Source organism: Sphingobacterium sp. UBA5996 (assembly GCF_002429765.1).
Lineage (GTDB): Bacteria > Bacteroidota > Bacteroidia > Sphingobacteriales > Sphingobacteriaceae > Sphingobacterium.
The window spans coordinates 14,182-27,053 of record NZ_DJAS01000022.1; the positions used below are offsets into that span (position 1 = coordinate 14,182).

Below are 12,872 nucleotides of genomic sequence, written 5' to 3' on the forward strand. Positions count from 1 at the left end.
TGTGGGTGCTGTTTTCCGAATAAACAAAAATGGTAACAAATAATAATATTATGGAAAACAACATCAACAATCCAGAGATCATCAATGACATCATTAAAATCAACAATGACCGTATTGAAGGTTATAAAAAAGCAATTGATCTGGCAACAAGTCACGGACTAGATAAGCTGATTCCCACCTTTCAAAAATATATCGGACAATCGGAAGAATTTATTGCCGAGTTAACTCCTTATGTTGAGCTTGAGGGCAAAGAGGCAACGGATAGCACCATGCTGAGCGGCAAACTATTCCGCGCCTGGATGGGAATCAAAGTAAATATCACAGGCGACGATGAAAGAAGTTTACTGGAAACCTGCGAACAGGGCGAAGACGCGTTTAAATCGACGTACCAAACAGCGTTGGCAGATGGATCTGATGAACTCTCGCAAAATGTGCATAGTTTGATCAATACCCAACTTAGCAAACAGCTTGAAGCACACAATATTATTAAAATGTTGCGCGACAGCAAAACAATTTAATCTTTTAATAAATTTAATCTTTTAATATTTGTGGTATGCTGACAAAATAAAAGTCTTTTTACACAAAAATACCGAAGGGATTTAAACTTCGGTATTTTTGTTCAATATCCGTCGTGACAATCGCCACTGAAAACCAGGAAGATGGTTAAATATTCAGAAGACTTAACAATCAATCATTTGCGCGTACAACGGTGGTCTGCACAATAAATAAATCCTCTTTCAGTCCTGTACTCTTTGCCTTTATCCGGATACTTCCCGATTTTTCGCCTGCCTGAACAATCAGCGTAAGCTGCCCATTGAACAGGTGCATCTGTGGTTTTTCAAAAGACTCCAAGTTCGTTGGATCCCCATTAGCCAAAGCTTTAAACGCACCAGCTCCCCCGACTTCAAATCGCACTAATCCATTGGCATGCGGGCAGAGATTCCCTTGTTTATCTACTGCTTTGACACGGATGTAAGCCAACGAACGTCCATCAGCAGCAATGGAATCATGCACCGTTTCCATTTTAATCCGGAACGGCCTTCCCGCTGTTCGTACGCTCTTTTCAGCTACCGGCTCTCCCGATTCATCATAAGCAACAACCTTGATTTCTCCGGGTTCATATCGTGTTTCCATCCACATCAGGCGATAACGCTCCTGTAAAGAATGCTTATTTTTACTTCGTTTCCCCTGACTCTTGCCGTTGATAAAAAGTTCTGCACTTGGATAGTCCGTATAAACGAACACAGGTGTCTGCTGGCCCACCCGATCTGGCCATGTCCAATGTGGAAGAATGTGCAAGGTATGTTCATTTTTATTCCACAAACTTCTGTAGAGGTAATAACGGTCCTTGGGAATACTTGCCAGGTCAATAATGCCAAACATGGAACTGTGGTTGGGCCATGCATCGGTATCGTATGGAGACGGCTCACCGAGGTAATCAAATCCAGTCCATACGAATTGACCCATCGTCCAATGATGGTCTTCTGCCAAGGCAAAATCCTCATCCGGTAGATTGGACCATGAACAATATTCCATATCGTAAGACGATGACTGATGATCTGGATATAGCATGTCGCCCTTTTTGACCACAGGAAATTTATATACTCCTCTGGAGCTTACTGTGGATGCCGTTTCAGAACCCAATACTATATTTTGTGGCAATTTTGAATAGGCCTCCTCATAACGGTGCGTACGATAGTTGAGTCCCGGAACGTCCAGTAAACTGGCAAAACCATTTTCCAGCACACAACTAACCTGGTCCATACCACAGGTCACCGGTCGAGAGGGGTCTTCCCGATGGCAGATAGCCTGTAAAAATGAAGCCACTTTATATCCGTCGGCACTGCATTGTGTCGGCACCTCATTCCCGATACTCCACATCACCACGGAGGGGTTATTTCTAAAATGATGAATCATATTGACCATATCCCGCTCTGCCCAATCCGCAAAAAAACGATGGTATCCATTTTTACATTTGGCAATGTCCCATTCGTCAAAAGGCTCGATCATCATCATCAATCCCAATTCATCGCATAGCGAAACCAGCTCCGGCGCGGGCATGTTGTGAGCGGTGCGCACTGCATCACACCCCATATCTTTGAGCAACTGTAATTGATAGCGTAAAGCCGACACATTTATTGCCGCACCCAATGGACCGAGGTCATGATGATTGCATACACCTTGAAACTTTCGAATCTTTCCATTTAACATAAATCCCCGATCGGCAATGATACGCACCTCACGAATACCAAAACGAGTCTCAAAACTATCCATTAGCTTACCATCGACATAAACTTGCGTAGAAGCTCGGTATAAATTAGGCTGTTCGGGGCTCCATAGAGCAGGTTTTGGAACTTCAAAATTTTGTACAAAGGCCTTACCATAATTTATTTTTTGCTCATTTTCTTTTTGCGCCACGACACGGCCTTCTGCATTCAAAATTGCAGTTACCATGCGCACCGATTTACCATCAGCATGCTCCAAAGTGGTCTCCAACTTTACTGAAGCTAGGCTGTCTGAGACAAATGGCGTTGTGATATGGGCGCCCCAAACAGGCATGTGAATCTTCTCGGTAACGATTACATGCACATTCCGATAGAGTCCTGCACCGGGATACCAACGCGAAGATTGGGCTTTATTTTCCAGTCGAACGGCAATTGTATTGTTCCTGCCATCCCGATGCAGCAGTTCGGTCACATCAAAGTGAAATGCATTATAACCATACGGCCAGAAGCAAGCTTCCTTCCCATTGACATAGACCCGGGCTTCACTCATTGCACCATCAAATTTAAGCACCACGCGTTTGCTGCTCGGGTCAAACTGAGGCACATCCAACTTGGTACGATACCAGCCTACCCCAACATAAGGTAGGCCTCCGGTTCGGCCGGTTTTTACAGTTGCTTTTTTCTCTCCATTTTGTGTCACAGCAACATCTTGTAAGTCGTGTGCACGGTCAAAAGGTCCGGCAATAGCCCAATCGTGCGGTACAGTCACATTTTTCCAATTCTTGTCTTCCAAGGTCGTCCGTTCGCCCTGGGCAACTTCACCCTGAAAAAAGCGCCAGTTTTTCTCCAATAAGAAAGACTGACGTACCGACTGTCCATGCAATGCTATCGGCACGACCAAAAACAAAAAGAATAATACGAAAGCGATATGCAATAATCTCATCATCAAATTATGGGTTTAGGGTCTAAAGTTGAATTTCATTAGCATCATTCAGCGCTGTAAATATAGTCTATTTAAAAGCGTTCAAGGCCTTTGTGGGACGTCCATTGTTATCAAATGCGCCTAACGTGTAGCCATTCCAACCGCCATAAGCCAAAGGTTCCCAATAAAATATTCCCAACACCTTGTGATCCGGCACGGTATTAACCGAGCTAAAAAGATCTTTGAGCCATATTTCTGCAGTATCCGCGGCATCCCAGCTCATGCCCACTTCGCAGATCATCACCTCTGAATTGTATCGCGCAATCATATCTTTAATGTTACTGACGCAGGCTGTATTCCGTTCCTTCCAATTTTCGGGGGTCGGGTAAAGTGACATGCCGATTACATCCCATTTTCCACCGTTTTTCTTCAGACCATCGAACATCCAACGGAACAAATTATTATCAAATCCATTGTGAAGATGGATAATCACTTTTGCTGCCGGAAAAATCGCTTTTACCGCATCATAGCCTGCGTTATTCAATATGGCATAATTAGCCATGCTCTCCGAGGCCTTGCCCTCATTCCACAGCATGCCATTTCCGGTTTCATTCCCTACCTGCACCCATTCCGGTGTAATATCGTTCTCTTTCAGTAATTGTAGCACCTCATTTGTATGGTCACTCACAGCTTTCTTTAAGTCATCAAATGCCAAACTCTTCCATGCTGCCGGCTTTGTCTGCTGTCCAGGATCTGCCCAGGTATCACTATAATGAAAATCCACCATGATGCGCATTCCCAAATGATGTGCGCGACGTGCTTTAACCAACACGTCGTTCTTATTGCACCAACCACGTTCGGGATCTACCCAAACGCGTAGGCGTACAGCATCCATCCCCAATCCACGCAATAATTTCAGTCCATCTACTGCATTTCCTCCAGCGTTGAAAAATTGTACACCCGAAGCCTCCATTTCCGTAATCCAGCTGACATCAGCCCCTTTTGCCAAATGCGATGCGGTTGCAGCGGGCTCGAAGCTATCTTTTTTGCTACAGCTAGATAGCACCAAACAAAAGCCTATCGCTGCGGCAAATACCTTTCCTATTGTTAATTTTTTCATTCGATTCAATTATTTAAGGAGTTATCTTATTGATGTTTACTCCACATGATACTTAAACTGTTTTGGATCGCTCAGATCGAGGATCAAGGTATGTGTGCCCACCTTGTCATAAGCAAATCCACTGCCATCTGCTGTATATAGTGCGCAGTTGCCATCCCCTTCCGCAGCTCCAAAAAACCAGGTCCAACTGCCATTGATCAACACTTTTATGCCCCACTGTTCAGCTGCTGTTGTCGTGATTGTTGCCTTCCAAACTTTCGCCGTTTGGTCATAGGTCATCGGCGTGGCCGTTGCACTCCAACCGTTAAAATCGCCCGTAACCGTCATGGATTCCACCGCAGTTTCTTTCCAGGCCAACTTATTAACATCGGCGGTCAGGTACAGATATCCGCCTTTGCTTGTCCAGCAGTTCCAGCGATCTGCCCCGCTATATAAAATATATTGGCTACCATCCAATGGATAAGAACCATAGATCAGTGATGCACTGGCACTTTCTGCATTGGCTAAATAAAAGTTGTACCATTGGTCGAGACGAACAAAACCATCGTAGAAACCATCTTCTTTTCGTGAACACAGTTTCCATGGGAATTGTGTCATCTCTTTGTTCGAAAGATAAAGGTATGCCGCCTCATCAACCGGTTGGTAAGACGTGATAGTCAAGGCGATCACGTTACTATAGAGCCATTCTGTATTAGCACCCAATCGAGAAGCAATACGGACATAGCATGTTTTCTTTTGATCGGGTACAAATCCCATACCCGTGACGAGATTATTCAATTGTTCATGCGTATAACTGATGGAACTCGTCACCTGCTCCACGCTTTTGGCGATGACAGTAAAGGCGGGATCTGCCGCTATTTCTATCTTATTTTTTAAGGCCGACTGCGCCATCGGTTCTTCGCTGGTCAAGATCGCCTCGTCCCAAACAAGCTGCAGTGCCACAGCTTTGCGATCTGTAGATTTTAAAACCAATTCCGATGTACTACTATGCAGCACTGCAGGTTTTATTCCCCCGACAGCTGGTGTCCCGCCCTCCTTTTTGCAGGCAGCGAAAAGCAATACCAAAATATAAAGTGTTAATTGTTTCATAAGTCATCATTATCTTTAAAAACCCCTATGGAAATACCCGTTTATGCGCTTCAGCTCCACTGCATGGTCGCAAAACTATCCCATCGATTTATCAATACCATACTAGGCTAATAGCCTGCATTTTGAATTAAATTTGGATTAGCGCTCATATCTGTTGTTGGAATCGGATACAGATTGAACTTTGCATCCACAGAACGACCATTCATATCCCCTCCTTTCCATTGCCAGAGGTAAGCGCTTCCGGTAAATTTCCCAAATCGAATGAGGTCTGTGCGGCGCGTACATTCCCAAAACAGTTCACGTCCGCGCTCCGCAAGGATAAAATCCAGCGTGAGCTGTGCCTGCTCGATTGTGCCAGCGGAACTTCCATATCCCCTTTGTCTGATCGCGTTGACCAGAGTAAGGGCTTCCTGTACACTACCGCCGCCACCGCGCAGTACGGCCTCGGCATACATGAGATACACATCGGCCAGGCGGATCATCGGAAAATCCGTGCTTACCAAACCTTCGTCTGTCGTATAGGTGCCATCATCTTTCAAATTTGTAAACTTCACCAATCCATAACCCTGGCTTGATGCGGCTGGATCTTCTACGTCCAAAGACTGCCCATTTTTCCAAAAATCACCTCTCTTATCTTCCGCTTGAAAAATGCCGACAAATTCGCGAAGTGTACGAAAACTATTCCAGCCAGAAAGTACACCATAGTCTGACGATTTCATGCTCCCCACAATAGGGCCATTCACCAGATAAGTTGTCGCACCCCAGGTCGTCGTGTGTGCCACATCGGCTTCTATCGGGAAGATAATTTCGTTGGTGCGCTTATCGTTATCGGCATTAAATACCTGCTTATAATTCGCATTTAAAGTATATCCGGCATCAATCACTTTTTTTGCATAGTTCAGACAGTCTGCGTTCCGTGCTGTACCCGTATACACCTGAGCATTCAGATAATTCTTGGCCAATAACGACCATGCGGCAGCACGGCTCACTCGCCCATATTCATTTTGACGCGCTTCTGGCAAGATTGCTGCGACCTCCAGAAGTTCCTTTTCAATAAATTTGAAAAGATCACCCCTCGTCATCCGTGGTGGAAAAAATGCAGCTACAGGATCGTTCTCAGTCACAAACGGGACGTTTCCGTACAAGTCCATCGCATGACTATAGGCTAGTGCACGCAGAAAACGAGCTTCAGCCGCAAATGTCAGAATCTGCGTCTGCTCGTTCGAACTAAATGTTGCCAGTTTTTCTGTAGTGGCGTTTCGTAGAAATTCATTGCAGATAGCGACCGTATAATAAATCCGGTAATACATGGCATTGACCCATGTATCGGACGCTCCCCAGGTCATATACTGAATATCGGTCATGTTATCACCACCCGCCCAGGTATAGATTACCTCATCTGTAGGTACTTCCTGCAAATTAAAATACACCCGAAGGTAGCCCCAAGAGGCTGTGCTACCCGCCATGTCCGGATCGGCATCACCACGGCCATTGCCTGCAACGGCAAATGAGGCATACAATTTAGCAAGGACCGAACGGTACCCCTCTACCGAAGTATAGACCGACTCCGATGTAGTTTCCACAGTTGGATATTGGTTTAAGTCCTTGGTGCAAGCGTGTAGCAACAAGATTATACTAAACAATCCAAAACAAAATCTTTTTATATTTTTCATCGTTATATAAGTTTTCTTTTTTGAGGTAGCCATTAAAAATCCATATTGAGACTTAAGGAGAACGTTCTGGAGCGCGGGTAGAACGAACTGTCAAATCCACTCGGAACCTCGGGGTCCATACCACTATATTGGCTCACAATAAAAACATTCTGTGCTACTGCACCCACGCGTAAATTGGAAATCTTGCCCACTTTGCCAAAATTGTAATTCACGGAAAGATTTTCCATTCGAAGGAAGGAAGCATTTTCAACGTAGTAATCTGAATAATACTGTCTAGTTTGAAATCCCGTATGCAAGTAATCCCGATGAAGGTTATTGATCGACGGATCCACATATTGAACGGTTTCCCACGCACTGAGGTTCATTTTTGTATTATTGAAGACGTAGTTCCCCAAATTTGCGCGTAACGTAGTAGCTGCTGTCCATTTTTTGTACGTTAGCTGAGTATTGAAACCGAACAGCCATTTTGCGGCCGGGGATTGATAGCGATACAGGTCTTTTTCATTGATCGCACCATCACCATTCAGATCAGCGTACACGCCTTCCAACGGTTTTCCTGCCTCGTTGTACAATTGCTTGTACACATAAAACATGTAAGGTTGATATCCTGTTGTCAGGATCTGTATGCCACGGCCACTGACATTAGGACCGACGTACGTTCCAACCGCATTCGCATCCTGTACCAAGGCTATATTGGTTACTTTCGTGTGTTGATTGGTTGCATTGATATTAACTTCCCAACGCAGGTTATCTTTTTGAATAGGGACGGTATTCAATTGAAATTCGAAACCACTACTTTCAACATTTCCGACGTTAATGGTTGCGTTCTGGTCAAAGTTTGTTCCTGCCGCCACCGGCACATTGGCCAGTAGATCATGTGTTTTTCTTGTATAATATTCAATTGCACCAGATACCCTATTCTTCCATAGTCCAAAATCCAGACCATAGTTAAATGCTTTGGTTGTCTCCCAGCGTAAATCCCTGTTGTAGACCGATGGCCGATACACCAGATGATACTGATCGCCAAACCGATATTGGGCATAAGCGGTTCCCAAATTATAAACCGGCAAATACTCATAATTGCCGATACCTTCCTGCTGTCCTGTTATACCATAACTTGCACGGAGCTTCAAATCGTCCAAAAACGAGATGCCTTTCATGAAAGATTCCTGTGAAAGACGCCATGCCAAGGCGACAGAAGGAAACGTTCCCCAGCGATTTTCTGGACTGAATCGTGATGTACCGTCCTTCCGGACCGTTGCTGTCAGTAAATAACGGCTGTCGTAATTGTAGTTGATCCGACCATACCAAGAGATCAGCGTATGGCGCTCGTCTGATGCGATAGCGGTAGAACGTATATCGCCTGCTTCATTATAGTACACGATCGGTGGGCGCCCTGCACTCCAATATTGATAATCGTGGCCAGCAGTAATGTCAACCGTGCTTTTTAAGTCTGCAAAAAACTTGTTATAATTTAGATAACCTGTGAATAGTTTATTTTTAAGAGTCTGTTCATAACGGTCAAAAGCGCCTCCAATCGTAAAATTATTGGCTGCACTTGCAGGAATTAGATTTGACCCATTCCCTTTCGCATAGTCATATCCGAGCGTTACGTGAGCTTTTAATTCGGGTAGCATATGAAACTTATAATCAAGATCAAGATTACCTACAGCTCGATTGACTGTACTAAGGTGCTTCTCCTGACGAAGCAGGCCCAGTGGATTGAGATTTGCACCTGTTGCTGGGAGACCAGCATTGTCAAGACTCTCATAATAACCCCCATAAGCAGCTACCCCAGAGTAAACGGGCTGCGTGGGATTGAACGCCACAGCAGACCATATCGCTTCGGTATTAGCAAAACTGTTGTTATTTCGGGCTCCTTTAACATTCAGGTTTACCGCGAGGTGTTTGTTAAAAAATGTCGGATTTAGCACAAACGCCCCCGTCATACGCTCCGTCTTGTCGGTGCGCAAGGTTCCCTGCTGATTGTAATAGCCAGCAGAAGCTCGAAAAGGCAACGTCTTACCGATCTTTCCCTGCAAACTTAAATTATTGTCCGTTCCTATGGCATCCTGAAAAACCTCAGAAAGCCAATCTGTCGAGGCATTACCCAATAGCGCTTTTTGCGCAGAAGTTCCCTTGCTATTGATCAGGTTAGCAAATTCATCGCGCGACATCATATCAGCCACACCCATCGCCTGTTGCATGGACACAATGGAGGAAAAAGAAAGCCGTAATGTATCCCCTTTTCCTTTCTTAGTCGTAATCAACAATACTCCATTTGATGCACGAGATCCATAAATCGCTGTGGAGGATGCATCTTTGAGCACGGTCATGCTTTCAATATCATTGGGATTGATCAGACTGAGAAAATTGCCACTGTTGCCGCTGATGCCGCCAGTTTCCAAAGGTACCCCATCCAACACGATCAGTGGATCGTTGCTGGCACTCAAAGAAGCCCCACCACGAATACGAATGGTACTTCCCGAGGAAGGCGAACCACTGTTGGACATCACCTGTACGCCAGCCGTTTTCCCATTGATCAGCTGTTCGGGAGAACCGACCAATCCCGTATTAAAATCTTTGCTACCTACCGTGTTGACGGCACCCGTTAGATCCTTTTTTGTACTACTGCCATAACCTACGATGACCAGCTCTTCCAAAACATTTCCCGCCGATACCATCTTAATATCTAAAGATGTTCCCGATACCGATAAGGTTTGACTGGTATACCCCACTATCGAGAATGATAGTTGCGATTTGCCCTTCGGCAATGAAATACGATAGGTACCATCGTTGGCCGTAGAAGTCCCCACGGTGGTTCCAGTCACCAACACCGTAACACCGGCCATCGGTTGCCCCTGTTCATTGCGGACTACCCCCCGGACATCCTGTTGTTGCATCAACCTGATCCATTTACTCTCCCCTTTTGTTGCCGCATAGAGCTGCGTTTCCCCAAGGCAGGATAGCAATGACAAGCCTAATAAACTTGTTTTAAATGCAAAACCTTTCATTTTTTTTAATTTATGTGTTTATAATTGTTTCTTTCCTTTGCTGCAATTCCTTCGCTACACTCACCTTAGCGCTCGATACGGCCAATTTGCCAAACTACTGTTTTTATACACTACTCCAGCCAGACCGCGGCTACAGACAGCACAACGCCCGCCATATTTTCGCCTGAGATAATGAGCTTTTCGATCGCTCTTTTATCAAATTGATCAGAAACTACCGGTTTAAAAAACCGTTCAAGAAAAACGGGATAAGGGGCAGGCAACAAAGCCGTTGGTACCAGCTGTAAATCTGTTAAATCCAGGCAAACCAACGTTTCAGTAGCTGAAACTGCATCTATTTTTTTGACGTAGGTGTACCCTTTCTTTGTGACAAAACCTGCTTTTAGCGTCGGATTGCCACCGGTATGTTTTAAGAGTATACAAAGTTTTTTAACATGTTCGAGCCCCACTGGCCGATCAAGAATTTTTGTTCTTATATCTTTAAGCCAGAAATACTGGGCACTCGAATCCTTGCCGTGAAAGCTAAACGCCCAGAGAGGCAGCTTCCCTAAATGCTGCTGTTGCCATTCTGCAGTTATATAAGCGGTTTCCGGAATGGCGAAGGTCTCGAATGTAGCGACCTTGGACAATGATTCAAACAGCGAAATTGGTGCATGCTGGTCATATAATCCGACCGTCCAATAGCTATTGACGCGATAGTCCCAGTCGAGCGGAGCTCCGGCCTGATTGTCAGGATAAGTAAACTGCTTACCACCAACGAACACTGTGGCCGTATATTTTAACGCATTGCCCTTTAGCAATGCTGCCGGAATATCCGCCTCATACTTATAACTATCTTTCGGAATCAGCTTGATGTAAGGATTATGGTCGTTCCAAAATGAGACCTGATCCGTCTGTAAAATAATCGAATCGGGCTGCTGTTCAAAGATGTAGCGGAACTCCAATTTGGCGCTGCGCCCTTTCTCCAGTGCCTCGGGCTGCTGGTGTATTAACAAAGTTTGTTTCAGCGGCGCAGCTGCTGGCGCATAATATTCACCCAGACTACCATTTTTCCAGGGTGAAGAGGCTGTCCAGCTATTTTTTAGCTGCACATGCTTTCGCTTAAGCAGGTAAACTCCTGGTTCAACGCTGAAGCTGGTTTTTGGTACTATAAGATCTCCAATCACCCCAGTTTTATGTGAAAGTTGCTGCACGGTGAACATCTCGCCAAGGTCAGGAATTTGAATATCGATCGCCTGAGATCGGTACAAGATATGTACCACCTCGCGGCTTGGCGACGGCTTGGCAAAAGGATCGGCGATTTTTTCTGCATCCGGCATCACTTCCAAACGCCATAAGCCTTCTTCCAAACGATCCAAAAAATACGCACCAGATCCGCTATAATCCACCACAGGCGAAGAACCATGGCCGGCAATATGCATCAATTTCTCTGGCTTTACAGGTTTGACTGCTGTATTATTCGTATAAAAATATTTATCCGGCGCATTCATCATGGCGAGATCCTGATCATAGCTCACCTCAAAATCGCCAAAAGAAGTATTCTGCGGGTATGGATTAAATTTTTTATTCCTGGGGATCGTATAGGCCACCTCGGCAGCAATTAACGTACTCAATGCTTTCGCCGGTGTGTAGGCTAAATTGAGATAATGGGTCTGATATTCGGTATTGTAGGCGGCGATATCCATCGGATCGTAAGCAAATTGCGTGATCCACTGAAATCCAGCCGAACGAAATGTACGACTCATCGCGGGATGCAGGTAGCTGTAGAGATTGTCTGCAGGATCATACTCGTATACTGCCTTTGCTTTATTGGCAAACCCTTTCAAGTTTGCAAAGGGAATGTGGTAATGATCGATGTAAGGGAGGAAATTCCCCAGACGTTCTCTTCCTGCAACCAGTCCCACAGGATACCATTGATAGGTGGTTCCTTGGATATCAGCATTGAAATAAGCCTGCACATGATCCATATTATGGCTGACATTATAGAAAACCGGCTTTTTATTACCACTTTTTTTCATGGCCTTAACCATCCGTGCAATATAGTCCGAAGTCGTTTGAACGGTACCCGTATGGCACGGCTCGTTATTAATTTCAAATCCAATAACGTAAGGATCTTCCTGATAAGCGTAGCCTGTATAAGGATTGACATGGCGAAGCAACTGGCTGATATACTTTTCCTGTGCTGCGATTGCTTGTGGATTGGCATGGATCTGACACTTATCATAATGGTAGGTAAAGGCATCCGTATTTTCATTTTTTTCGGGATAGCCATTTCCAAAATTCGTCATGCCGGTAATTAAAATCCGGATGCCACGCTCCTGCAGTTTGAAAAAGAGGTAGTCCAATAGATCCAGGTGTTCATTGCTCATCAAGTTTCCATTTCGGTCCGAGATCTCCACATCCCAGATATGGATACGATAAGCATTATACCCCAAACGGGCAAAGTGGTAAACATCCCGATCAATGGCCTGCTTACGGTCGATTCCTCTAGCCTGAAGTGCCCGAAAGGCATGGGCAAAAGGAACGGTATAGTTGACCCCATAAAATGAAGCCTCAGCTCTGCTGTCGGACCAGCGCATCACACCTTCGTGATCAACAAAGACCGTAGGAACATTTGTATTGGCCTTAACCTGTGCATAGGTATTGGCGTACCCCAAAAGAGCAAGGCAGCATAAAATAATTACACGCATGGATTGTATCGATTTATAATTTTTTGGTTATTACGATTACAAACCTATCAAACCACATTATTTTTTAAGGCCACATATCGGACAAAGAACAACACAAATTGGACATCTCCACATCTCTCATCCATTAGACAATACTGACCAA

The 12,872-nt window shown here is 44.9% G+C and carries 7 protein-coding genes; 1 reads left to right on the top strand and 6 read right to left on the bottom strand.

From position 1 onward, the window contains the following. The first annotated feature begins 50 nt into the window (after positions 1 to 50). A complete protein-coding gene (locus B3E00_RS16550; RefSeq protein WP_209575031.1) occupies positions 51 to 518 on the top strand; it encodes a PA2169 family four-helix-bundle protein in 468 nt (155 codons plus the stop codon). 169 nt (positions 519 to 687) lie between these two features. On the opposite strand, the gene B3E00_RS16555 is transcribed toward B3E00_RS16550, so the two are convergent. From B3E00_RS16555 to B3E00_RS16580, 6 genes are all read right to left on the bottom strand, one after another. Continuing rightward, positions 688 to 3,171 carry a glycoside hydrolase family 2 TIM barrel-domain containing protein gene (locus B3E00_RS16555; RefSeq protein ID WP_293884951.1) on the bottom strand — a complete coding sequence of 828 codons (2,484 nt, stop codon included), beginning with the start codon at positions 3,169 to 3,171 and terminating at the stop codon, positions 688 to 690. 64 nt (positions 3,172 to 3,235) lie between these two features. Continuing rightward, positions 3,236 to 4,267 (bottom strand): glycoside hydrolase family 53 protein, encoded by a 1,032-nt coding sequence (locus B3E00_RS16560; RefSeq protein WP_293939349.1) that lies wholly within the window; start codon positions 4,265 to 4,267, stop codon positions 3,236 to 3,238. A gap of 36 nt (positions 4,268 to 4,303) precedes the next feature. Further along, entirely contained in the window at positions 4,304 to 5,356 is a 1,053-nt protein-coding gene (locus tag B3E00_RS16565; RefSeq protein WP_293939350.1) for a DUF5111 domain-containing protein, read from the bottom strand. Between the two features lie 107 nt (positions 5,357 to 5,463). Then, entirely contained in the window at positions 5,464 to 6,939 is a 1,476-nt protein-coding gene (locus B3E00_RS16570; protein ID WP_293939351.1) for a RagB/SusD family nutrient uptake outer membrane protein, read from the bottom strand. 122 nt (positions 6,940 to 7,061) lie between these two features. Next, a complete protein-coding gene (locus tag B3E00_RS16575; RefSeq protein ID WP_293939352.1) occupies positions 7,062 to 10,043 on the bottom strand; it encodes a SusC/RagA family TonB-linked outer membrane protein in 2,982 nt (993 codons plus the stop codon). A gap of 110 nt (positions 10,044 to 10,153) precedes the next feature. Beyond that, a complete protein-coding gene (locus B3E00_RS16580; RefSeq protein ID WP_293939353.1) occupies positions 10,154 to 12,730 on the bottom strand; it encodes a hypothetical protein in 2,577 nt (858 codons plus the stop codon). Positions 12,731 to 12,872 lie beyond the last annotated feature (142 nt).

Excerpts from the sequence above, each read along its gene's own strand:
- B3E00_RS16550 (WP_209575031.1), top strand. The coding sequence starts at position 51 with ATGGAAAACAACATCAACAATCCAGAGATCATCAATGACATCATTAAA.
- B3E00_RS16565 (WP_293939350.1), bottom strand. The coding sequence starts at position 5,356 with ATGAAACAATTAACACTTTATATTTTGGTATTGCTTTTCGCTGCCTGC.
- B3E00_RS16560 (WP_293939349.1), bottom strand. The coding sequence starts at position 4,267 with ATGAAAAAATTAACAATAGGAAAGGTATTTGCCGCAGCGATAGGCTTT.
- B3E00_RS16555 (WP_293884951.1), bottom strand. The coding sequence starts at position 3,171 with ATGATGAGATTATTGCATATCGCTTTCGTATTATTCTTTTTGTTTTTG.
- B3E00_RS16575 (WP_293939352.1), bottom strand. The coding sequence starts at position 10,043 with ATGAAAGGTTTTGCATTTAAAACAAGTTTATTAGGCTTGTCATTGCTA.
- B3E00_RS16580 (WP_293939353.1), bottom strand. The coding sequence starts at position 12,730 with ATGCGTGTAATTATTTTATGCTGCCTTGCTCTTTTGGGGTACGCCAAT.